Here is a 23,111-nt window from a genome sequence, read left to right as displayed (position 1 = left end):
CAAAGTTACCTGCAGACCTAGACTGGACAGATATTGGTGATTTGGACAAGTGAAACCTTCCTGCTTCTGGCAAAGGAAACAGATACATTCGTGTCGACAATTAGATCCTCGAAGTTACAGATGATCTCAACACAGTGGTTGAAGCCATTGGTATAGTAGATAACTTACTGAAATACGTAAGGTGGTCGGACAAAAAGTGGACTTCACCGATTGACGTACTTGCAGCGCGATTTTAGTGGAGAATATTTGCAATCTCCGGGGCCTTGGGTTCAAGGTTACTAATCCTCTTGATGTCGCAGTATGTTATCATTGGGTTGATGCAGACGTTCGCAGCGCCTACGGGCGTTTGATCCGAACGAACGACTACTGTGCGGGCAAAGCTGACGTTATCAATGATCAGCCAAAAGTTCTGTGCGAAATATAAATTTTATCAATAAGTTGGCGCGGGTATCATCCAGACTGCCGACGTGGTTCATCTCCATATCTTAGTGGACCCAACGTTGGGAAGCGTCCTCGTCCGCTGCGCGGATAAAGTGAGCTTTAGCAGCGCTTGTTCGAACGACGTTTTTACGCACGCGGGATGGACATCGCCTCTGCGGAGGTATTGCGCAGATCGCCTGCAAGGCTGAAGGTGCGAGCATGGCAACGGAATTAAAATTCTCCTTCGCTGCGCTGACCTTTCCAGCTAGACGGCACATCCGGGTGTTTCAGGTCCACCAGTTTCTCGATCGTTTTGCGATGGGTTTGACGGTCGCCGTTGTTGCACTGGCGTTGACCGATCGAGGCATGAATCTCTTCCAGATTTCGCTTCTTTTTGGGGTTTACTCACTGACAACCATGGCGATGGAACTCCCGTTCGGCGGATTGGCCGACAACATTGGACGAAAGCCAGTCTTTCTGGCCGCGGTCGTCGCCAGCGTGGTTTCACTCGCTCTCTTTCTCTCGACAAGCGATTTCTATGTTCTAGCGCTCTCGTTTGTCTTCATCGGTTTTGGACGCGCATTGCGGTCGGGCACGCTCGACGCTTGGTTCGTCGAAACCTTCAAAGCCGCTGCGCCGAATGTGGATGTTCAACCTGCTCTTGCAAAGGCGCAATGGGCCAATGCCATGGGCTTGGCGGTGGGGTCTGTTTTAGGAGGCCTTTTGCCCGATCTCTTTGGCTCGGTGGCAAAGAGACTGGGTGTCAGCATCTATGATGTGTCTTACGCGGCGAGCCTAGCAGTGATGCTTGGGGTGTTCGTCTATACCCTGTTTTTTATTGTGGAAAAACCGCGCCCGTTGAATCCTCATGCTCTGAAACAGGGGTTTGCCACTGTGCCCCTGGTGATCAAAGATGCAACTCTTCTCGCATTGAGACATCCGGCGTTGTCGGTACTTTTGGCAGCGCTGGCGTTTTTCCTAATGGCGACCAATCCAGTCGAGGTGATCTGGCCGACCCATGCCAAGCCAATGTTGGAGGAAGGCTATGCAAACACTATCATTGGTATCCTGACCGCTGCCTATTTCTTCTCAATAGCTTTCGGCGCGTCGCTGTCCCCTTACATCAGTCGGATTTTCAGACGGCGGCACGCAATTGCACTTGCGGCGGCTTTTGCTTGCATGGCGGGCGTTCAGATCGCATTGGCTTTACAGGACAGTATCGTCGGCTTTGTGACGGTTTTTATCATCTATTCCGTAGTCCTTGGTGTTTCTGAAACGCCAGCCAGCAGTATTCTTCATAGATGCGTAGAAAACAGCCAGAGATCTACAATGCTGTCTCTTAGATCGCTGATACAACAACTTGGAGCAGCTTTGGGCCTGATTTTGGCCGGCGCTATTGCTGAGGTCTACTCCACACCCACGGCTTGGATGTTTGGCGCTGTGTTTCTCGTCATGTCCGTGTTCCTAATCGGCATCTTAGCCAAACGGCTTACCGCCAAGATTGAATAGCCGCCATTTGCGCGACTTGCAGCATTCGACAATTTGAGCCCAATGCCAACGTTCAGTGAATTCGCTCTATGTCATCTTTGCGGACTTTCCTGCCCTTGGTGATGATCGATCAAACGTCTGCCTTGTAGTGCTTCAGAAACATCGTGACACAATCGTCCAGTACGTCCTTCGGCGTCGGGTTCTCGCCGAGGAAGAACTCAGGCCAGAAGAAGAAATTTTTCACAAGCGCAAGAAGTTGGTTGGTTGCAAAGGCCGGATCGGCCTTACGGATCACACCAGAATCCATTGCTTCGCTTATCAGCCTCGTAATTGGGTAATCATGTGTGGCGGTTTCTTTGAAGAATTGCCGAGATCGATCAAGGTCACGGATCAATTCTGAGATGACCATCCGATTTAGTCCGATGGCCGTCTCTTCAGTGATTACCCCAATGTAGCGCCACAAGGCCTCCTTCAATTGCTCGACGAAGTCGCGGTCCGGGTCATAGGGCACGGGCTCCATGCTCCGGTTCTGTTCCACCATGATCTGTGAGATCGCCTCAAACAGTGCTTCTTTGCTCTCGAAGTGATTGTAGAGAGTGCGACTCGATACGTTGGCTCTTTTGGCAATTGAGGTCGTCTTCGCCCCCAGAAACCCCTGCTCTTTGAACTCATCAATGGCCGCATCAATGATATCTTTTCGTTTTTTTTCAGTGCGTTTCAAGATTTCTACCCCAAAAAGTAAAAAGATTTGTTTACAAATGCCATCTTCCAACCATAAGTAAACACAACAATTTACTTTAGCAAGGCGCAAAGCTGCCTGACCCCGAAAGGACCAAGACCATGACGACCCAAAACCTCACCGCGGGCAAAAACAAAGTCACCTTCAAATCCTTTGGCGTGGATCTGGCGGGCGATCTGTACCTGCCCGAAGGCTTTGATGAGGCCAAGACCTACAAGGCCATCGTGGGGGCCAGTCCGTTCCCGCAGGTTAAGGACCAAATCCCGGCAACCTACGGACCGGAAATGGCCGCACGGGGCTTCATCTACCTCGGTTTCGACTACCTCGGCATGGGCTCGTCCCCTGCGCTGCCCGGGGAGCACAAGCAATCCCGTTACATGTTCCGGCTGATCGAAAACACTTGGGACGCCGTGTCTTACCTCGGCACACTGCCGTTCGTTGAAGAAGTTTACGGTCTGGGCGTCTGCCAAGGCGGTTCAATCATCGCATCGGCTGCTGTGACTGATCACCGAATTAAGAAGATAGCTATGGTGTCCGGTATGATGGCGGCGGACGCCTTCCAGTGGGCCGACCGTGATGCAGCGAACCAATTGATCGCTTCCGCGAATGCGTCAACGCAGAAGATGTATGAAACTGGTGAGCCGGATTACGTTGCGCCGTTCGGACTGAACGACGAAATGTCCCGCGAAGAGTTCGTTGACGCGGCCGCCTACCCTGCGATGGCTGGCGAGACCTATGACTACTACGGCCGTGATGGTGCAAAAGGTCCAGTTGCGGTTGCAAACTTCACGAACATGCACATCGGCGATCAGCCCATGCAGTCGCTGATTTCCATCGGTGAAGCCTATGCAGACAAGATTGCGCAGCCCTCACTTACCATCTACGGCACAAATGCCTCCACAGCGTCCTGCTCAACTCAGTTTGTAGAAAAGCTAACGAATGAGCACGAGGAACTGGCGTTTGATGAATTCTCCCATGTGGACTTCTACTACAAGCCCGAGGCAGTGAAGCTTTCGACAGATGCCGTGGCGGAGTTCTTAAACAGGTAAACAGTTGAGGCAGAGGTCAAAGATTGGTCTCGGCATATTCTGCGATAAGCGGACAATGGGTTCATCGCGGCATTTGCGAAAAAGGCCTCAATACGGACGCTCGATGCATTCGGCGAGAACGACTGCTGCGCGGACAAAGCTGCCTGATGGTGATGCAACGCAACCTTTGCGAACCCAACTAGAATCTACATTCCTACCCAAGCGACACCAGTCAGAGGGCTGCGTTTCGGTCTCGACGGGCCGGCGGGTGTGCATGCGGGCAACGTTTCTCATGTCTGCACCCAGAGTTTGTAATCGTCGGCTTTGAGTTTCGGGTGCCGCCCCCAATTGTACAAATGGTCGAACAGGTCATCCAAAGACGGATCGGGAAGTGCAACCTCGTTCTCAATGCCGTGGTAGAGAACACCGTCTTTCCAGTATCCCAAATCGTAATAGTTGGGACCTTCGTCTTCTTCATCTATACGCGGGTCATCGTTGTCACGGAACAGACCGAACACAGCGCCTGCCACTATCCGTTCCAGCATGGTATCGGTGTCATTGTCCCAGTTGGTTGGATGAATTGAGAAACGGTCGTGTTCGCCATCTGCTGAGTCTAACCGATATACTGGGTCCAGCGAGTAGGGGTCTTCCTCGTTAATTTCTAGTTCCTCTCGCCGCTTTCTGCATTCGTGTTGCAGTTTAACTAAAAGATCGATGGCGTAGGTTGCGGCAGCGAAAGCCTTACCCACTTCATCATCGTCCATTTTGTCCCACTTTGCCTTGTCGCTTGCGTCTTCGATAAAATCTGAAGCGAATTGTAACTTTCCTTCGAGAGTCTTTAATTCTGCCGCTTCATCGCCATAGTTATGGACAAAACCTACCAAGCGAGGTTTCCCACGGGCCGTCAATCCTTCGGCGCGGCGTTTATCGCGCAATGCCTGCACACGACATTTGCTGCTGCAATAGATGGCGCGGGCGTTGGTAATGGCGTTTTCGCATTTAGGGCAGGTTTTACTCATTACCCTTTACCTTTCAAGCGTTACACATCACGTGAAACGGTACGTAGTTTCCGTTTTTCGTTACACAAGAGCGCGCAACACTTCTATCCAAAAATCTCTCAAACTCAAAAGCGCGGTTTCCGCGTTTTTCAATGAGGGCAACAAAGTTGGTTGCGGAAGTGATGCCGTCAATCTTTGCGTAACCTTGGCCTGATACGCAGTTGTCAGGCTTTTTTGCGTCGACGGTATCCGCTCGCTAGTTCCTCAACTAAAAAAACTCTCGGCGTTTGTGAATAAAAGCGGGTAGTGGCTGTTCGATACCACGCCATCAAGTAAACGCGCCGCAAGACACATTTGGTTTTAGGGTTCCATAGTTTTGCATAAATGACTTTGATGCTGCTGCGCCTAACCTGAATTGTTAGGCGCCTGGTGAAAGACAGCTCCCCTTTTTTGGTAGGGCTAGGTTTCAAAACGTTGTTCGGTTAATTTACCAAGTTTCAGATTGCTTGCGACATTCATCGTGTTTTCGCTCTTTTTGCAATGGGCTAAGAGGTCCGAGGCACACTTTAACAGCCTTGAGCGAATCGAAGAGACGGCCCAACCACATCATCGTGGCGATGGAGCCCCCCACTTGGGGTGTTAGGTCAAATTGTGCCTCGGGATTGGTGTTTCTGGGCACTGTATGTGCGGCGAAATCACCAAGCAAAAGGTCCCAATTCGCAAATTCGAGTTGGTCTTGCCGATGTTCGATTGTTTTTTACAAACCACCGATTGGTAAACTGCGAAACAAATCTGTTGAACCCAAGCCGCGATCGAGAAAATATGTGTGATATTTGAGTTTAATCGCCTTGCATCGTGATCCTGCCAACGTGCAGTTTGTAAGCGCCGCGTCGTAAGGTTGTGTGCGTTGACGGCCGACAAAGGATATTGTCACCAGACATGCAAAAAAAACACATCAGATGGAACACCAAAGGTTCGGGCCCGGTGCGAGCATTGGGGGCTATGTCCGGTACCTCGCTTGACGGAGTGGACGCTGCGGTTGTCGTGACGGATGGTGAGTCGATTTTTGGCTTTGGCCAAACCGGCTATCGGGCTTATTCGGACTCCGAGCGAGCAACTCTTAGGGCCGCTTTGGAACGTTGGCATGGACCTGAAGTTGATGCTGCAGCGCTAATGGTTACACAGGCCCATGCCGAGGTGCTTTCGGAATTCGAGGATGTCGAGTTGATTGGGTTTCACGGTCAGACGCTTGCACACGAACCGCGCGGTCGTGGAACATTGCAGGTTGGCGACGGGTTGGGGCTTGCCCAGGCTTTGGGTCTGCCAGTTGTTTGGGACTTTCGCAGCGACGACGTTGCTCTGGGTGGCGAGGGAGCACCTCTTGCACCGTTTTTCCATTTTGCTTGCGCGAAATGGATTGGTGCCGAGGAGCCATTGTGTTTCCTGAACCTTGGTGGAGTCGCAAATCTCACATTTGTAAACCCGTCATTCGATAACCCAGAAGAACCCGGCGCTTTGTTGGCATTTGACACAGGGCCAGCAAATGCGCCTGTGGACGACCTGATGCAGAAGCGCCTTGGATTGCCCATGGACAGAAACGGCGAGACGGCTCGTGGCGGCGATGTAGAAACCGGCGCTTTGGAATTATTTCTAGCTGAGCCCTATTTTTCTCGGATACCTCCTAAGTCTCTGGATCGGAACGATTTTTCAGAAATGATTGAATTGGTCAAAGAGCTTAGCAATTCCGATGCAGTGGCTACACTCACAGCAATGTGCGCAGCGGCCGTTGTTCAGGGGATGGAGCATTGCCCAAAGGCACCCAAACGCGTGCTGGTGACAGGCGGAGGGCGGCACAACCCGGTTCTAATGGAAATGTTACGCGTGTCGCTGGATTGTCCGGTGTTGCCGGTCGAAGCAGTGGGCCTGGATGGAGATATGCTTGAGGCTCAGGCCTTTGCCTATCTGGCAGTGCGCGTCGCCCGTGGTATGCCAACCTCATGCCCGGGCACTACAGGAGTTAAAGCTCTGGTTGGGGGTGGGACCGTCAGCGCTCCAGAGCGTGCATATAATCAGCGGTAAATTCCGAATACCCATTAGACGTGGACTTCAAATGCTGATGCGTCCATTTGTGAAGCTCAGGCAACTGATGGAATGGAACGTTTGGAAACGCGTGGTGTTCCGCATGATAGGGCATGTTCCAGGCAAGAAAACGGATCACCTGATTGGTGAATGTGGTTCGGGAATTTTCTAGCATGTTGGCAACTGGCGGGCATAGGCCATGCTCTGCTAAAAGATAAATGCGTAGAAACGGCTGGCCGAGAAGTACAGGCGCGAGCCACAAATAAAAGAGCGCCGGTGAGAAAAACAAGCTAAAGCCCGCAAACACGTATAAGACCAAGATTATTCGGGCCTCGATCCTGATTTCGCGATAGCGACGCTTTGGCAGGTATTCAGTTTCTATCTGGCCCAACGCGTTCTTGGCGAGCGTAATCATCATACCAGACCAGTAGTGCCACCCGCTGAGGTAGACGAACATATTGCGCCAATTGTCAGGTCTGGGCTTGCCGCCCAGTTCCGGATCCTTTTGCGGATGGTTCGTCCACTTATGGTGCGCAAGGTGGAAATACCGAAACCATGTAAAAGGCAGGCAGATTGGGAAAGAAACAAAATGCCCCACAACTTCGTTGAACCATTCCGATTTGAATGGGGTTTTATGGGTACACTCATGGCTGAGCGTGAACAGAAACACCAAGAGTATTCCTTGAGGCAACATAAGCAGAGGCCAAAATGGTATTTCTAGAAAAATGCCGGTACTGGTTAAGCTCAGTAGCGCAAGGTAGGCAGCAAGGTGCTTTAATCCAACAACGTTTGAACGTAGCTGCAGTTGATCTTTCGCTTCGGCAGGAATTGCGGCTATCAGGGCGCGATGATCCATGGATTTAAGCACGCGGAATGTCAAAATCTGGTTTGGCCAGTTCGAAGCCGCCGAATTCGAATCCAGGCGAAACCGCACAACTGACAAGCGTATATTTCCCGGTGCTGCGTGCGGCTTGCCAATGACTTTTTGGGACAATCAATTGGGGGAACCCTTGGTCAAGGTCTGGCGTTAAAACGTGGTCATGTGCGGGGCCTTGACCCGTTTCGCTAATTGACAAAATCAACGGCGCCCCTACGTGAAACAACCAGATTTCGGTGGCGTCGACCTTGTGCCAGTGGCTTCGCTCGCCCGCCTGCAGCAGAAAATAAATACATGTGCCAGTTGCGCGACCGGGATTATCAGCTCTCCATGTTTCGGAAAACCAGCCACCTTCGGGATGACGTTGCAGGTTCAGACGTTCGATGATTTCTTGTGCTGTCATTTCGGGCTCTTTAGCATGGTCGCGTTTATACACGAGGCTGCATTATCAGGTATGGCATTTGTAGCCCCGGACCATATGTTTACTGCATGACCCTAACGATCCCATTTGACAACAGTTATGCACGTTTGCCGAACGCATTTTACGCGCGCCAAGCACCTGTGCCTGTCCAGGCACCCCGCCTTATTGCCTTTAACGCCGATTTGGCGCGCATCATGGGGGTATCGCCCGGGGACGTTCAGGAAATGGCCGAGGCTTTTGGTGGAAACAAAATTCCTGATGGTGCCGAACCTTTGGCCCAGTTGTACTCAGGACATCAGTTTGGGCACTACAACCCACAATTAGGCGATGGTCGCGCCGTGTTGCTGGGTGAAACAGTTGGATCAGACGGGGTTCGACGGGACATCCAACTGAAGGGATCAGGACCCACTCCGTTTTCCCGACAAGGTGATGGTCGAGCGTGGCTGGGACCGGTTTTGCGTGAATATGTTGTGTCCGAAGCAATGCACGGATTGGGTATTCCGACGACGCGCGCATTGGCTGCGGTGGAAACAGGCGAATTTGTGCTGCGCGAACGCCCGCTACCCGGAGCTGTTCTGACCCGCGTGGCCCAAAGCCATCTTCGGGTTGGTACGTTTCAGGTTTTTGCGGCCCGCGGGCAATTGGACAGTCTGCAAAAACTGACGGAATATGCCGTATCGCGCCACTATCCTGATGCCGACGGACCAATGGGGTTGCTGCGGTCCGTCCGGGATGCGCAGGTAAACTTGATTACACTCTGGATGGGCGTTGGCTTTATTCACGGGGTAATGAACACCGACAACTGCTCGATAGCTGGTGAGACAATCGATTATGGCCCTTGCGCGTTCATGGACAGTTACCATCCAAACACCGTTTTCAGCTCGATTGACCAAATGGGGCGTTATGCCTACGCGAACCAGCCGGACATCGCCGTTTGGAACATAGCTCAACTGGCGACTGCTTTGATCCAGCAAATGCCAGACAAAGAGGCCGCTGTTGAGGAGGCGACAGGTATTGTTCACGCTATGCCAGATTTACTCCAGCAAAAGTGGCTTGATCGCTTTCGTGCAAAGATTGGTCTGACGAACCAAAAAGACGGGGATTTGGAACTTATTTCCGGCCTCTTGACCAGGATGGCAAACAATCAAGCCGACTTCACCAATACATTCCGGGCGCTTGGCACCGAGCAAGCGCGCGATCAGTTCACTGACCCTAATGTTTTCGATGACTGGTCTGAAAGCTGGAGGCAACGAATTCGTCACGAAGAAGGCCCATCAAGCGTGATGTTGAAGGTAAATCCAGCGTTCATACCGCGCAATCACCGTGTAGAAGAAATGATCGAAGCAGCAGTGCAAGGCGACTACACTCTGTTCCACCGGTTAAATTCAGTTCTGGCTCATCCATACAGCGATAACCCTGAGGCAGCTGATCTAAAACGCCCTCCTACCGAAAATGAAATTGTTCAGGCGACGTTTTGCGGAACTTAGTCAGGGCTTCGGTTGGTATTCACTGCGGGGGTAAAATCTGCGACATTTTGTGGAAACTATTCAGAACGGAACTTGTGCCCAAATGACGTCTGCGCCGACTTTGCGACTGGCCAGCTACAATATCCAAAAATGCGTTGGCCTTGATTTTCGCCGACAGCCGCAGCGTATCATGCAAGTGCTGGATGGATTGCAGGCGGATATTGTCGTTCTGCAAGAGGCTGATAAACGATTACCCCCGCGTCCGGCTGCCCTTCCGCATTTCATGCTGGACGAGGCGGGTTGGCAGATCGTTGACCTGGGCGGGGCAGGCAGCCTGGGTTGGCATGGCAATGCGGTCATTTGGAGAGGGCAGGGCATTGAGGTGAGGGAAACCGGCCATCATGAACTGCCGGGCTTCGAACCTCGCGGCGCCGTGAGGGTAGAGTTTGAAACCCAGATAGGACCGCTGCGGGTAATGGGAATGCACTTGGGCCTGCTTCACGCGTCGCGCCGACAGCAAATCACCCATATCCGACGCTTTGATGCCGATTTGGATCAGATGCCGACCGTTTGGGCCGGGGATTTTAATGAGTGGTCGCGTCAACCCGTTCTTGATCATTTGGCCCCAGATATGCAGTTTCTGCCACCCGTACCCAGCTTTCCTGCGGCTCAGCCGCTTGGCGCTTTGGACCGCATAGCCTTGGGGCAGGGCCTAGAGGCCAGCGGACATGGCGTGCATGATGCCCGACCCGCGCATATCGCTTCGGATCATCTGCCAGTATGGGCGGATCTAAAAAGAGGCCCATGAACTTCTGGTGGACGCGATCGAAATCGACTGTGGTGAAACCAGAACATACATATTAAGACAGAATCCCGAATAATCCCGAGGATCCGAATGTCCGACACGATCATCGCCCGTTGCGAAGCCAAAGGCCTTCGTATGACAGGTCAACGCCGAACCATTGCGCATGTGCTACAGCAGAGCGAGGATCACCCGGATGTCGAGGAACTTTACGCCCGTGCTTCTGCTGAGGATTCAGGAATATCCATCGCGACTGTTTATCGCACGGTTAAACTGTTTGAAGAGGCAGGGATTCTCGAGCGCTTGGAATTCGGCGACGGTCGCGCCCGGTACGAAGATGCGGAACGCGATCACCATGACCATTTGATTGACGTGCAGTCCGGCGAAGTGATCGAGTTCGTGGATCCTGAAATAGAAGCCTTGCAGGAAAAAATCGCAGCCAAGCTGGGGTATAAGTTAAAGGGCCATCGGTTGGAACTTTACGGTGTACCGCTGGACAAGGATTGATTCATTGAGAAAAGCGATGGGTAGCATCATTTTAATTCATTGAGCTCGCTGCAATACCGCTTGTCGCATTTTGCCATATAAGGTTCTTGTGCCCCTGAGATGTCGGATTCTAGGCATAACAACTTGGGCACTTTGATGGACAATGTAAAAGGCATATTGCTGATCGTCGCTTCTATGGCGGCCTTTTCGCTTGAAGACATGTTTATCAAGCGTTTGCTGGATAGCGTTTCAACAGGGCAGATCATGGTTGTTTTGGGCGTGGTCTGTGGGCTTTTATTGACGGCATTGTCCATTGCGACACGCAAGCGAATCTTCGACCCTATGGCGTGGCAAGTTTTGCCTTTGGCCCGGGCGGCTTCCGAAGGCCTCGGTGCTATTGCTTTCGTGACCGCGTTGGCGGTGGTCGAACTGTCAACCGTAGCGGCGGTGTTTCAGGCGACGCCTTTAGCGGTAACTATGGGTGCGGCTCTTTTTTTGGGCGAACAGGTTGGATGGCGTCGTTGGTGCGCGATTGGTGTCGGGTTTATTGGTGTCATGATAATCATCCGACCCGGACTGGCGGGCTTTCAGCCCGAGGCTCTTTTCGTTGTTGCGAGCGTGGTCGCCATTGCCGCACGCGACCTCATCACACGTAAACTGGATAGTCGCGTGGCTACGTCTGTTGTTGCTTTGCAAGCCTATGTTGCAGTCGGTGTAATTGGTGTGATTTTGGCGACATTCTCTGCTCAACCATTCACTCCGATCCAATCTGACCAGATCGGGTTCTACATTGGCGCAATCGGGTTCGGAGTATTGGGATATTGCGGAATCGTGGTTGCCATGCGGACAGGAGAGGCCTCGGCCTTGACACCCTTCCGCAACACCAGATTGGTTTTTTCGATCGCTGCAGGAATGCTCATGTTTGGTGAGCGTCCGGATTTTCTGACTTTGACCGGTGCGGTGTTGATTATTGGGTCTGGGATGTACACGTATTTTCGCGAGCGCAAGCTGGCGCAAGCGTTCTTGGTTTCGGGCTGACGGCTCGTTGCGGGAAAGAGCAATCGGCATGTTGCTACCGCAAACGGTCGGAATGTGTTGATGTTAGCGATAACAAAGCTGGTTTACTTTTCGCCCGGTGGTGCTATGAGGCATGCAACCGAAGGCATCTTTAGGGATCGGGATCATGAGCACAATTATCGACATCCACGCACGCGAAATTCTGGACAGCCGGGGAAACCCAACCGTCGAGGTCGACGTGATCTTGGAAGACGGCACCATGGGCCGCGCCGCCGTACCATCGGGTGCATCTACTGGAGCTTATGAGGCGGTCGAAAAACGCGATGGCGACAAGTCGCGCTATCTGGGCAAGGGCGTGCTAGAGGCGGTGGCTGCCGTAAATGGCGAGATTGCCGAGGAACTGGTTGGTGTCGACGCCACCGAACAAGTGGCAATCGATACCGCAATGATCGAGCTGGACGGAACAGGGAACAAAGGCCGTCTGGGCGCCAATGCAATTTTGGGCGTATCGCTTGCGACTGCCAAGGCTGCTGCGGACTTTACGACTCAGCCGCTGTACCGTTACGTCGGAGGCACTTCGGCGCGTATTTTGCCCGTACCCATGATGAACATCATCAATGGCGGTGAACACGCGGACAACCCAATCGACATTCAGGAATTTATGATTATGCCGGTTTCGGCCGCGAATATCCGCGAGGCCGTGCGCATGGGGTCCGAAGTCTTTCACACCCTAAAAAAAGAGTTGTCAGCGGCAGGACTGGCAACTGGTGTCGGGGATGAGGGTGGTTTCGCCCCAAATATCGCCTCTACCCGCGAGGCTTTGGATTTCATCCTTAAGTCCATTGAAAAGGCAGGATTTAAGCCGGGTGAAGAAATCCATCTGGCGCTGGATTGTGCCGCGACCGAGTACTACAAAAACGGGAAATATGTTCTGTCCGGTGAAGGCAAAAGCCTGACTTCAGAGGAAAATGCGGAATATCTTTCTGCATTGGTCAATGACTATCCGATTATCTCGATCGAAGATGGCATGTCCGAAGATGACTGGGATGGCTGGAAAGCTCTTACAGACGCTATTGGAGGACAAGTACAACTGGTGGGGGACGACTTGTTTGTCACCAATCCGACGCGTCTGGCCGAAGGGATTGAACGTGGGTGCGCAAACTCGATGCTGGTCAAGGTTAACCAGATCGGTTCGTTGACCGAGACACTGCGTGCAGTCGATATGGCCCACCGCGCGCGCTTTACGAACGTCATGTCGCATAGGTCCGGCGAAACTGAGGATGCAACGATTGCGGATTTGGCCGTTGCAACTAATTGTGGTCAGATCAAAACAGGTTCTCTGGCGAGGTCCGACCGACTGGCGAAGTACAACCAGCTGATTCGGATCGAGGAGTCATTGGGCGAAGTCGCTGAATACGCTGGTGCTTCTATTCTGAAACGCTGATCTAATTTATTTCTCATCGAGAAACCGGCCCGTGCACGTGCGGGGCCGGTTTTTTATTGTTCGCGTCTCAGCGGAAATGGACCTGCAATCCCGAAAACTTCTGAGAAGATTGGCTGCTGCGGAAATATTTCGGTACACTTGAAGTTAGCCGCTTTGATATAGGAACCATTCTTACCTGGAACACGATTAACAATTCATTTCGAGGACATTTAGATGACTACGATGAAGCGAATATTGGGGTTTACGGCCCTTTACCTTCTTCCCCAGGCAACTTTGGCCGGCCCCCCGCCCGAAGCAGTATGCGAGCGGATGGTTGCGGATGATCCCAGCGGCCAGATCACGATGGAGGAGTGCCTGTGTACCTACCAGGTTGCCGATCAGGTTCTGGACGACGACATTAAAGAACTGCTTTTTGATGCTTGGTACACAGGCAACAACAATACCGAAAAGTTAAAGCAGCTACCAAATCCGGATCGCGTCAGTAAGCAATTCAGCAGAATGGAGCGGGCAATGAAGCAGAATTGTTTGTGACTTAGGCCAAAGAGTACGAATTACCGGATTTGTTCAAAATATTCTTCCTATCGAGCGATTATGTGTGAACTTGTTCCTATTTGACTAAGCTTGGATCGTTTATTCTGAATGTATTGCAGAAAGGAGAACGCGATGTCTGCTTCAAGAATCCTTCTCGTAATTTCAATGCTTTCCGTTGGAATTCTGACCGCTTGTGCAGGTCCAGGCACCTATCCGATAACAGGCATGGAGGTGTCGCAAAATGATCCAGTTCAGGAAATGTACAATCCGGGTCTAATATTCCGCGGTGAATCTCGCTAAAACCTTTTGCTCATTAGCATATAACGGTCACGAGGTTTGAAACCCGAACGTAGATAAAGGCTTTGCGCAGTTTCGTTGGCGCGATCCACTTCCAGGTGCAAAGCCGTCAACCCGGCTCCTGACAGTGCTTTGGGGAGGTCGTGCAAAACTTCGGTGGCGATACCGCGTCCGCGGACAGCAGGCCGAATGTAAATCTCGTCGACAAATGCATCCATTCCGCCAAATTCTACTGACCAGCCGAAAGTTATGATTATGTACCCTAGAGGTGCGCGGCTTGGACCGATCAAGTAGATGCATCCATGCGGAATACCTTCCAGTAAGGGCAGAATCGCCTTTTGCTGTTTGTCTTGGTCCTGGTCGATGCCGTGCTCGGCGTGGAAAGCTGTTACCAGGTCCATCAAGCGATTTAAGTCTTCTGGGCGGGCAAGCTTCAACGCGGCGCTCATAGTCGCGCCAGCCGTTCTGTAAGCAGTGCAAAAAAACCCTCGGCATCCACTTCACCCATGAACATTGCGTTCGGTGGATGTTTGGTTACGCGCCACCAGTCGGCCACTGTCATTCCCATCGTCAATTCAGACTGGGTTTCGATCTGCACATTGATATGTCGGCCCGAAAAAAGGTCGGGCCGTATCAGATAGGCTGTGACACATGGGTCATGTAATGGCGCCCCTTCAGAGCCGTATTTTTCCTTGTCGAACCTCTCGAAAAAATCGGTCATCTCAGCCACAGCGTGCCCGACTTTTGAATTCAAGGCGCGAAAGGCCTCATTTCGTTGTTGTGTAACCAGCGCATCGTGGGTGACATCCAGCGGCATGACTACAATGTGCGCACCTGAATTGAACACAACTTCAGCCGCTTCTGGGTCAACGTAAATATTGAATTCGGCGGCAGGGGTAATGTTGCCAACTTCAAAATAAGCCCCTCCCATAAGTACGATTTCCTGAACGCGGTCGACGATATCCGGGGCCTTTTGAAAGGCCGTGGCGATATTCGTCAGTGGACCCAGCGGGCAAAGTGTAACAGTCCCCGACTCATGCACACGCAGTGTTTCGATAATAAAATCAACCGCATGTCCATCTACCAGCGGCATCTGCGGATCTGGTAGGACTGGTCCATCAAGGCCAGTTTTGCCATGAACATGCTCAGCCGTCACCAACTCACGGTTCAGGGGACGATCGCACCCTGCATAAACAGGAATGTGGGTATGATCAGCAAGTTCACAAACAATTCGCGCATTCTTAGCGGTAAGTTCCAGTGGCACATTACCTGCCACAGCGGTGATGCCGAGAACCTCGATTTCCTCCGGGCTTGCCAGCGCTAAAAGGATTGCGACGGCGTCGTCTTGTCCGGGGTCGGTATCTATGATGATTTTGCGCGGTGCCATGCTTTGTCTCCGGGGTCTTGAAGGGCGGACACTCGCAAGTGCCATCGTTCTTGTCCAGTCTGTTCAAGCGTCGGATATCGCCTGCACAGGCGGGAGTTTGCCGTTGGCGCGATGCTCTTCGGTTTTCACCTCATCCCAAAGCGCATCCATTTCTTCTAACGTGCTGTCTGAAGGCATCTTTCCGTGATCGGCCAGTCTCGCCTCGACCTGTTCGAACCTACGGGTGAACTTGGCATTGGTTCGGCGCAAGGCCGCTTCGGGTTCGATCCCCAGATGGCGGCCAAGGTTCACAATTACAAACAAAAGATCGCCGAATTCGTCTTCGAGAGCATCCGAATCCATGCTGTTCCGGGCTTCCTCGAGTTCGGCTGCCTCTTCGGTGATTTTGGCCAGCACATGGCTGGTGTCTGGCCAATCAAAGCCCACACGCGCCGCCCGTTTTTGCAGCTTATGCGCTCGAAGAAGGGCAGGCAGATTGGCGGCGACACCGTCCAACGCGCCCTTCTGTTCCTTGCCTGCACGCTCCGCCGCTTTAATGGTTTCCCAGTCGCGCGTCTGTTGATCGGCAGATTTTTCTCGAGACTCATGGCCGAACACATGCGGATGGCGCGTAACCATCTTGTCCGACATTGTGCGCACGACGTCTTGAAAGGTGAAATGTCCCGCTTCTTCAGCCATTTGGGCATGGAAAACCGATTGGAATAGCAAGTCACCCAGTTCACCTTTCAGTTCGTCCCAAGCCTGCCGGTCGATAGCGTCTGCTACCTCGTATGCTTCTTCGATCGTGTAAGGCGCAATAGTGGAAAAGTCTTGTTCAATGTCCCACGGACAACCGGTTTTCGGATCACGCAGGCGGCGCATAATTTCCAATAGACGCTCGATACCTGCTTCGCTGTCGTGGATCAGCGGATTTTCAACCATTGCGAACCCTTTCGTTCCGGTGTCAGATGCATCAATTCCGCAGTAAAGATCAGGAGTCCAGCTTTGATGCCCGTCTTGAGCCGAATTGCAAACAACGCGGCCGTTTGTAGGTCATCGACATACCAGGATAACTCGCTAAGTTGCGTCGCCCCGGGATGCAACTTTTTCGATGAGGTCGAAGCCGTCGGTTTCAGAAACCCAACGCAGCTGGGCAAAAGCGTACAGCCTTCGGGCTGATTTCACAGATGAATAGGACCCTAGGGAAATGTCACTAGAAGATTCTAAGAAATTCGTGGACGAGGCATTCACCAATCCCGAGCTAAAGGGGTTGTCTCATGAAAACACGTTCGGCGGGGCAACTTCGTTTCTACGCCGCCTTTACACCAAAGATCTGGCCGGGGTGGATATTGCAGTTACAGGTGTGCCTTTTGATCAGGCCGTTACCAATCGCCCAGGCACGCGGCTAGGTCCACGTGCGATCCGTGAGGCCAGTACATTGCAATCGCCTGATGAGCCTTATGGCTGGCCTTTCAATGCTTTGAGCGACTTGGCAATCGTTGACTATGGCGACATCGCTTTCGATTATGCAAATATTCCTGACTTTCCTGACACTTTGACAAACCATATCCGAACCATATTGGAGGCCAATGTCGCGTCCGTCACCTTGGGCGGTGATCACTACATCAGCTTCCCGATTTTGAAGGCTTATGCCGAGAAATTCGGACCGATGTCCTTGCTTCAATTCGACGCTCATACTGACACATGGGCAGATGACAACATGGAACGTGTGGATCATGGAACCATGTTTTACAAAGCAGTTAAGTCAGGGATTGTGGACCCAGCCCGGTCGGTTCAAGTCGGCATACGGACCAATAATGAAGATACGCTTGGGGTGAATATCATCGACGCGCGTGAAGTTTATGAGGCCGGACCAGCCGCAGTTGCAAAAAAGATCAAAGGCATTCTAGGTGGCCATCCAGTTTACCTCAGCTTTGACATTGACTGCCTTGATCCAGCCTTTGCACCAGGAACCGGCACCCCTGTTTGGGGAGGGCTCAGTTCCATTCAAGCCCAAATCATTCTTCGTGACGTCGCTGGCATTAATATAAAGGGTGGGGACGTTGTTGAAGTCTCGCCTCCGTTTGACACATCTGGTGCAACCGCGGTTGCAGGAGCACATGCTGCCACTCAGATTATTTGCCTTCTTGGTTGGAACAAGCTGACATAGCGGCATAAACATTGACAATTTATGCGCTTGTTCGACCAAGCCTTAACTATTGGTTAGCCATGAGTTGGGTATCGCTGATGAAAAGCGGTCAGCCCGGACAGGAGAGATTATGACAACGACCAAATTCAACCAACCGATCAGTGGAAACGATTTGGCACGGTTCTCCGGGCCGAACACGTTCATGCGTTTACCGCAGGCTTCCTCGCTTTCCGGGCTGGATGTTGCAATACTGGGTATCCCGATGGATATCGGTACTTCATGGCGGTCTGGCACTCGGTTCGGGCCGAAACAAATTCGCAGTGAAAGCGCAATGATCAGGCCGTACAACATGGCTACTTCTGCTGCCCCGTTTGAAAGTCTGCAAATTGCGGACATAGGGGATTTGGCGATCAACACATTTTCGCTAACCGACAGTCTGTCAATCATAAAGGAAAGCTATGAAGGGATTCTGGAACAGGGCGTAATCCCTGTGGCCATGGGCGGGGATCACTCAATTACCTTGCCGATCTTGCGAGCAATTGCAGCCAAGCACGGACCTGTCGCATTAGTTCATGTAGACGCACATGCGGATGTAAATGATGAGATGTTCGGTGAAAAAGAAGCTCATGGCACCGTTTTCAGACGCGCTTACGAGGAAAAGCTGATCGACCCGGACAAGACTTTTCAGATTGGGATTCGCGGTTCCGGTTACGCGGCCAGCGACTTTACCGAGGCGCAGGGGTGGGGATTCCGCCATTTTCCAGCGTGGGAGTTGTGGCAGCAGAACCTGACGGAGATTGGATCACAAATCCGTAAGACAATCGGAGACCATCCGGTTTATATCACCTACGACATCGACAGTCTGGACCCAGCATATGCGCCGGGAACTGGAACCCCAGAGATCGGAGGGTTAACGACACCTCAGGCGCTGCAACTGATCCATGCATTGGGCGGAGTAAACGTTGTTGGGTGCGATCTGGTCGAAGTATCGCCTCCCTATGATCCGTCTGGCAACACCGCATTGACTGCTGCGAACCTGCTTTTTGAGCTCTTGTGCATATTGCCGGGAGTAACGTTACGATAAGGGTTGGTATTACTCCTTGTTCCGACAGTAATTCCCAATAGTTTTTTACAAAGCGTGCGACAGGAATGTTCAAGTTGGGCCTTTTTTTATTTGTGGGGTTAGTAGTTTTGGCCGGCGCTTACGTACGGTTGGCGCCCTCGCATCCGGACCGCTGGCACGTGGCACCGTTGGGTAAGGCTGACCGAAACAATCGGGGAAGCGTATTCCGCGTGATTGAAACCGGACCGAACGGGCTTGCGCGCTTGGATGCAATCGCCCGCGAAACGCCGCGTACTCGAGTGCTTGCCGGGTCGGTGGACGATGGGATGGTTACCTACATAACTCGCACCAGAGTGATTGGATTTCCTGACTACACCACCGCTATGCAGGATGGAAACACCTTACGCATCCGTGCACGGTTGAGATTTGGAAGATCAGATTTTGGAGTTAACCAGGCTCGGGTCGACGGGTGGTTGGCTTTGCTGCAACCCTGAAGACAAACACCCTTCCTGAACCTCGCGCCACATTGGGACGTTCAACGACATCTGGCATTGAGCGGTAAACATACGGCCATCAACCTGCAGACATATCAGTTCACCCAATTCGATACGGCTGCCGGATTTGTCGGTGCAATAACAGTCCTGAACTTTACCCCCTGGACCGATAACATCGGCAACCGCAGACGTCGCGAAAAGGGTCAAAAAAAGGACAAATCGTTTCATACCGCGAACCTTAGCACACTGACGGCACTTGACCCAAGCCCCCGAATGATAGACACCGCCCGGATGATCCCCGAAGAACGTCTTGAGCAGATCACCCAACGTTTTCAATACCTCGAAGCAGCCATGGCCGATGGCGCATCGGGAGGGGATATTGCAGTGTTGGCCAAAGAATACTCAGACCTCAAGCCTGTGGTTGATCAGATCATGGCGTGGCGGCAACTGGTAGCAGATTTGGCCGAAGCCGAAGAGATGTTGTCCGATCCCGACATGAAGGAATTGGCAGAAGAAGAAATTCCAGGCCTTCAGACTCGTATCCCAGAAGCCGAGCATGCTCTACAACTTGCGCTTCTGCCTAAGGACGCTGCAGACGCGCGACCAGCTATGCTGGAAATCCGCCCCGGTACGGGTGGTGACGAGGCAGCATTGTTCGCCGCAGATTTACTGCGAATGTATCAACGCTATGCGGAAAATCACGGCTGGAAATTCGAGATCATCGAAGAGCAGGCGTCAGATCTTGGCGGAATCAAGGAAGTCGTAGCCCATATCAAGGGTGACAATGTCTTTGCGAGGATGAAATACGAATCAGGTGTCCACAGAGTGCAACGGGTGCCGGAGACTGAAAGTGGGGGCCGCATCCACACTTCCGCGGCCACGGTTGCAGTTTTGCCCGAGGCCGAGGATGTGGACATCCAGGTCGATGCCAATGACATTCGTATTGATACGATGCGTAGCTCAGGTGCCGGGGGTCAGCACGTAAACACAACCGACTCGGCAGTTCGGATAACCCATTTACCGACCGGTTTGGTTGTAACCAGCTCTGAGAAATCTCAACATCGCAACCGCGAAATCGCGATGCAGGTACTCAAAACCCGCCTGTACGATCTGGAACGCCAGCGAATTGACAGCGAACGCTCGGCTGATCGCGCTAGTCAAGTCGGGTCGGGGGATCGGTCCGAGAGGATTAGAACATACAACTTCCCCCAGGGCCGTATGACGGACCACCGGATTAACTTGACGCTGTATAAACTGGATCAGGTTTTGCAAGGTGATTTAGACGAAGTCATTGATGCGTTGACCGCGGACGATCAGGCGCGGTTATTGGCCGAGATGGCGCAATGATTGCCGCCCTGACAGCAGCTCAGGCGATGGTTGCGGCAACGGCACGTCTGCGCGCTGCAGGTGTGCCCGATCCGGCTCGGGATGCTCGGCTTCTGCTGGCACACGCAGCAAGGATTGAGGCCAGTCGGGTTACGCTGATCGCGCCCGAAGAGCTGGCTCCGGATATAGCTGAACGATACGACACGCTGGTTTCATTGCGCGCGGTTCGGGTCCCGGTATCACATTTATTGGGTGAGCGTGAGTTCTATGGCCGCGACTTTCGTGTCAGCCGCGACGTTCTGGATCCGCGCCCAGAAACCGAAACGCTGATAGAGGCCGCGTTGAGCGAACCGTTTGACTACCTGCTTGATTTGGGCGTCGGTTCGGGCTGTATCCTGATCACGTTGTTGGCAGAGCGTGCCAGCGCGGTAGGTGTTGGCGTCGATCTGAGTGAGGCGGCTTGTCTGCAGGCCAGTGCCAATGCAGTATTGCACAACGTTCAGGAACGGGTCGAAATTCATCAATCGGACTGGTTTGCCGATGTCGATGGGGTTTTCGACCTGATTGTAGCGAATCCACCTTATATTTCGTCGGATGGGATGCGGGAACTGTCCCCCGAAGTCCGAGAGCACGAGCCGCGCATGGCTTTGACAGACGAAGGTGACGGATTGGGCGCCTATCGCATAATCGCCGCGTCGGCCCCTGATTATCTATTGCCCGGCGGACGGATTCTTGTCGAGATTGGGCCCACACAGGGGGCTGCGGTTTCTGCCTTGTTTTACGCAGCGGGATTGGCGGATGTTCGCGTGATCCCCGATCTGGATGGTCGTGACCGGGTAGTTGGGGCAAGATTACCTCATTGAATCGCCAAAGTGAGGCTGAAAAGCGCCGGTTCATGTAAAAAAGCTGCGAAATTTTTCATAAACCCCTTGTCTGAAAGCTCAGGACATGCTTACTCAGTGTAGTCGGAGAGGCCGACGCTTTTGCAGCGAGCCCCTGACATCAAGCCCAAAAAAGTCGACCACACGTCACGGCAAATGCCTCAGAATGATGTGAGTTAAGGGTCGGCAGACAGCGAATTGATAAGGCTGACGTAAAGTAAGATGAGATCCTCTAAATCCCGCTCGCGGGCCAAGAACAACCGAAATCGTCCATCTGGTGGCAATGTCGTAAACCGTGTTTTCGACAGCTCTGGGCCAGAAGGTAAGGTACGTGGTACCCCGCAGCAAATCATCGACAAGTACAATCAGCTTGCGCGCGATGCCCAACTGTCGAATGACCGTGTTGCTGCGGAAAACTTTCAACAGCACGCCGAACATTACCTGCGCTTGCTAGGTGAGGCGCAGCGCGAAATCGAAGCGCGTCGAGAAGAGCAAGAACGGCAGAATCGTGAACGTCAGGCCGAGCGCGACCGCGAACGGGCGGAGCGCCAGGAACGTGAAGCTGCGCGCCAGGCTGACCTGGCCGAAGCGCCGCAACCAGATGTCATGGACTTCAACGCTGAGCAAGCGGTACCTGAAAGCGGTTTGGTTGAAACGCCTGAAAGTCAGGATGCGACCCCGGCGGCATCTGAGGAAAAAGAGCGTAAGGAAAAACCAGTACGGCGACCGCGCGCTCGAAAGCCAAAGGCTACGCCAGAGGAGACCCCTGCTGACAACGGAGATACTCCGGAAGCGGCAGAGTAAGCCCGACCAGTTTATATGCTCGAATGACCTTGGTTTCCGTTCCGAGGTCATTTTGATTCATGATTTGCGGATTTCTCGCGCCAGTGCGCAAAAAGACTCCAGCGGGATTTGTTCTGCGCGATCGGTAGGTTTAATCCCTGCGGCGATCAGGCGGTCCTCGATATCAGGGGCCACGCCTTTGAGGGACGCACGCAGCATTTTGCGTCGTTGATTAAATGCAGCGGCGACGACTCGCGAGAGTGTGGCCGCGTCAGAAGGAAAGCGAGGTTCCGGCAGCGCTTGAAGGTGAACGACTGCGCTTGAAACCTTCGGTGGTGGAGTAAACGCAGAAGGCGGCAATGACATTGCAATGCGGGCATCTGTCCGCCACTGCGAAAGAATCGCCAGTCGACCATACGCCTTGCTGCCGGGTTGCGCTACAATCCGATCTGCAACTTCGCGTTGGAACATTAGCGTTAAGCTCTGCCAAAATGGCGGCCATTTTGGTGGTGTCAACCAGCGGACCAAAAGTTCTGTCCCTACATTATATGGCAAGTTGGCCGCGATCCGGACCGGCGGCCTAAGATGCGCCAATGGATCAATTTCCAACGCGTCTCCATTGATGACCTTTAATCGACCCGGATATGCTTCGGCTATTTCGTTCAACGCAGGAATGCAGCGGGTGTCTTTTTCAACCGCGACTACTTTACGGGCACCCTCGGCCAATAACCCTCGGGTCAGTCCGCCCGGGCCGGGACCTATTTCCAAAACATCACATTCAGCGAGGTCCCCAGCCTGACGGGCAATTTTGGCCGTCAGATTTAGATCCAACAGGAAATTCTGGCCTAAAGATTTTCGAGCCGACAGCTGATAGGTCGCTATGACGTCTCGCAGCGGGGGTAGGGTGTCGATTGCGCTCATGTTCGACTTACCTTTGCGCTGGGCTGAGCCATTGC

Annotated in this window: 25 protein-coding genes; 16 read left to right on the top strand and 9 right to left on the bottom strand. The window is 52.8% G+C overall.

The features are described from left to right. The first annotated feature begins 639 nt into the window (after positions 1-639). Positions 640-1,929: an MFS transporter gene (locus GOV45_RS12305; protein ID WP_170477954.1), complete on the top strand. Its 1,290-nt coding sequence runs from the start codon at positions 640-642 to the stop codon at positions 1,927-1,929. 109 nt (positions 1,930-2,038) lie between these two features. Here the strand turns inward: GOV45_RS12305 and GOV45_RS12300 are convergent, their stop codons facing one another. Beyond that, on the bottom strand, positions 2,039-2,680 hold the full coding sequence (locus GOV45_RS12300; RefSeq protein ID WP_170477952.1) for a TetR/AcrR family transcriptional regulator: 642 nt from the start codon (positions 2,678-2,680) through the stop codon (positions 2,039-2,041). 68 nt (positions 2,681-2,748) lie between these two features. Between GOV45_RS12300 and GOV45_RS12295 the strand changes: the two genes are divergently transcribed. Beyond that, positions 2,749-3,696 (top strand): alpha/beta hydrolase, encoded by a 948-nt coding sequence (locus GOV45_RS12295; protein WP_217362457.1) that lies wholly within the window; start codon positions 2,749-2,751, stop codon positions 3,694-3,696. Positions 3,697-3,965: 269 nt separating this feature from the next. On the opposite strand, the gene GOV45_RS12290 is transcribed toward GOV45_RS12295, so the two are convergent. Continuing rightward, complete coding sequence (locus GOV45_RS12290) at positions 3,966-4,694, bottom strand: hypothetical protein (protein ID WP_170477949.1); 729 nt, start codon at positions 4,692-4,694, stop codon at positions 3,966-3,968. Positions 4,695-5,612: 918 nt separating this feature from the next. Between GOV45_RS12290 and GOV45_RS12285 the strand changes: the two genes are divergently transcribed. Further along, complete coding sequence (locus GOV45_RS12285) at positions 5,613-6,752, top strand: anhydro-N-acetylmuramic acid kinase (RefSeq protein WP_170477946.1); 1,140 nt, start codon at positions 5,613-5,615, stop codon at positions 6,750-6,752. Here the strand turns inward: GOV45_RS12285 and GOV45_RS12280 are convergent. Both GOV45_RS12280 and GOV45_RS12275 read right to left on the bottom strand, forming a co-directional pair. Then, positions 6,718-7,608 carry a fatty acid desaturase gene (locus tag GOV45_RS12280; protein ID WP_170477943.1) on the bottom strand — a complete coding sequence of 297 codons (891 nt, stop codon included), beginning with the start codon at positions 7,606-7,608 and terminating at the stop codon, positions 6,718-6,720. The two genes, GOV45_RS12285 and GOV45_RS12280, sit on opposite strands and share 35 nt — an antisense overlap. A gap of 4 nt (positions 7,609-7,612) precedes the next feature. Beyond that, a complete protein-coding gene (locus GOV45_RS12275; RefSeq protein ID WP_170477940.1) occupies positions 7,613-8,032 on the bottom strand; it encodes a cupin domain-containing protein in 420 nt (139 codons plus the stop codon). Between the two features lie 86 nt (positions 8,033-8,118). Between GOV45_RS12275 and GOV45_RS12270 the strand changes: the two genes are divergently transcribed. From GOV45_RS12270 to GOV45_RS12240, 7 genes are all read left to right on the top strand, one after another. After that, positions 8,119-9,537, top strand: a complete 1,419-nt coding sequence (locus GOV45_RS12270; protein ID WP_170477937.1) for a protein adenylyltransferase SelO — start codon at positions 8,119-8,121, stop codon at positions 9,535-9,537. 82 nt (positions 9,538-9,619) lie between these two features. Further along, positions 9,620-10,324 (top strand): endonuclease/exonuclease/phosphatase family protein, encoded by a 705-nt coding sequence (locus GOV45_RS12265; protein ID WP_170477934.1) that lies wholly within the window; start codon positions 9,620-9,622, stop codon positions 10,322-10,324. Between the two features lie 87 nt (positions 10,325-10,411). Beyond that, positions 10,412-10,825 (top strand): Fur family transcriptional regulator, encoded by a 414-nt coding sequence (locus GOV45_RS12260; RefSeq protein ID WP_170477931.1) that lies wholly within the window; start codon positions 10,412-10,414, stop codon positions 10,823-10,825. 135 nt (positions 10,826-10,960) lie between these two features. After that, on the top strand, positions 10,961-11,842 hold the full coding sequence (locus GOV45_RS12255) for a DMT family transporter (RefSeq protein WP_170478156.1): 882 nt from the start codon (positions 10,961-10,963) through the stop codon (positions 11,840-11,842). A gap of 145 nt (positions 11,843-11,987) precedes the next feature. Beyond that, positions 11,988-13,265, top strand: a complete 1,278-nt coding sequence (gene eno / locus GOV45_RS12250) for a phosphopyruvate hydratase (RefSeq protein ID WP_170477928.1) — start codon at positions 11,988-11,990, stop codon at positions 13,263-13,265. A gap of 213 nt (positions 13,266-13,478) precedes the next feature. Beyond that, complete coding sequence (locus GOV45_RS12245; RefSeq protein ID WP_170477925.1) at positions 13,479-13,796, top strand: hypothetical protein; 318 nt, start codon at positions 13,479-13,481, stop codon at positions 13,794-13,796. 132 nt (positions 13,797-13,928) lie between these two features. Then, positions 13,929-14,096, top strand: coding sequence for a hypothetical protein (locus GOV45_RS12240; RefSeq protein WP_170477922.1), 168 nt, complete (start codon positions 13,929-13,931; stop codon positions 14,094-14,096). Here GOV45_RS12240 and GOV45_RS12235 read toward each other — a convergent pair. The 3 genes from GOV45_RS12235 to mazG form a co-directional block, all read right to left on the bottom strand. After that, the gene (locus GOV45_RS12235) at positions 14,093-14,542 is read right to left on the bottom strand and encodes a GNAT family N-acetyltransferase (protein WP_170477920.1); all 450 of its coding nucleotides are present in this window, start codon (positions 14,540-14,542) and stop codon (positions 14,093-14,095) included. The two genes, GOV45_RS12240 and GOV45_RS12235, sit on opposite strands and share 4 nt — an antisense overlap. Next, positions 14,539-15,480, bottom strand: a complete 942-nt coding sequence (locus tag GOV45_RS12230) for a nucleoside hydrolase (RefSeq protein ID WP_170477917.1) — start codon at positions 15,478-15,480, stop codon at positions 14,539-14,541. Before GOV45_RS12230 ends, GOV45_RS12235 begins: the two co-directional genes overlap by 4 nt. Positions 15,481-15,543: 63 nt before the next feature. Then, complete coding sequence (mazG, locus tag GOV45_RS12225; protein WP_170477914.1) at positions 15,544-16,401, bottom strand: nucleoside triphosphate pyrophosphohydrolase; 858 nt, start codon at positions 16,399-16,401, stop codon at positions 15,544-15,546. 265 nt (positions 16,402-16,666) lie between these two features. On the opposite strand from mazG, the gene speB (GOV45_RS12220) reads away from it, so the two are divergent. From speB (GOV45_RS12220) to GOV45_RS12210, 3 genes are all read left to right on the top strand, one after another. Further along, positions 16,667-17,629: an agmatinase gene (gene speB / locus GOV45_RS12220; RefSeq protein ID WP_170477911.1), complete on the top strand. Its 963-nt coding sequence runs from the start codon at positions 16,667-16,669 to the stop codon at positions 17,627-17,629. Between the two features lie 109 nt (positions 17,630-17,738). After that, positions 17,739-18,692, top strand: a complete 954-nt coding sequence (gene speB, locus GOV45_RS12215; RefSeq protein ID WP_170477909.1) for an agmatinase — start codon at positions 17,739-17,741, stop codon at positions 18,690-18,692. 65 nt (positions 18,693-18,757) lie between these two features. Next, the gene (locus tag GOV45_RS12210; protein WP_170477906.1) at positions 18,758-19,165 is read left to right on the top strand and encodes a DUF1499 domain-containing protein; all 408 of its coding nucleotides are present in this window, start codon (positions 18,758-18,760) and stop codon (positions 19,163-19,165) included. Here the strand turns inward: GOV45_RS12210 and GOV45_RS23315 are convergent. Next, a complete protein-coding gene (locus GOV45_RS23315; RefSeq protein WP_254447988.1) occupies positions 19,106-19,393 on the bottom strand; it encodes a hypothetical protein in 288 nt (95 codons plus the stop codon). The two genes, GOV45_RS12210 and GOV45_RS23315, sit on opposite strands and share 60 nt — an antisense overlap. A 63-nt stretch (positions 19,394-19,456) precedes the next feature. Between GOV45_RS23315 and prfA the strand changes: the two genes are divergently transcribed. The 3 genes from prfA to GOV45_RS12195 all read left to right on the top strand — a co-directional run bounded on the left by prfA (position 19,457) and on the right by GOV45_RS12195 (position 22,176). Continuing rightward, positions 19,457-20,512 (top strand): peptide chain release factor 1, encoded by a 1,056-nt coding sequence (gene prfA / locus GOV45_RS12205; protein ID WP_170478154.1) that lies wholly within the window; start codon positions 19,457-19,459, stop codon positions 20,510-20,512. Further along, positions 20,509-21,354: a peptide chain release factor N(5)-glutamine methyltransferase gene (gene prmC / locus GOV45_RS12200; protein WP_170477905.1), complete on the top strand. Its 846-nt coding sequence runs from the start codon at positions 20,509-20,511 to the stop codon at positions 21,352-21,354. The genes prfA and prmC overlap by 4 nt, the downstream gene beginning before the upstream one ends. A gap of 240 nt (positions 21,355-21,594) precedes the next feature. Beyond that, a complete protein-coding gene (locus tag GOV45_RS12195) occupies positions 21,595-22,176 on the top strand; it encodes a DUF4167 domain-containing protein (RefSeq protein WP_170477902.1) in 582 nt (193 codons plus the stop codon). Positions 22,177-22,233: 57 nt separating this feature from the next. On the opposite strand, the gene rsmA is transcribed toward GOV45_RS12195, so the two are convergent. Then, positions 22,234-23,076, bottom strand: a complete 843-nt coding sequence (gene rsmA, locus GOV45_RS12190; RefSeq protein WP_170477900.1) for a 16S rRNA (adenine(1518)-N(6)/adenine(1519)-N(6))-dimethyltransferase RsmA — start codon at positions 23,074-23,076, stop codon at positions 22,234-22,236. Positions 23,077-23,111 lie beyond the last annotated feature (35 nt).

It is taken from the genome of Ruegeria arenilitoris, assembly GCF_013035425.1.
Taxonomy (GTDB): Bacteria; Pseudomonadota; Alphaproteobacteria; order Rhodobacterales; family Rhodobacteraceae; genus Ruegeria; species Ruegeria arenilitoris_A.
This window is presented reverse-complemented; position numbering and strand designations above follow the sequence as displayed.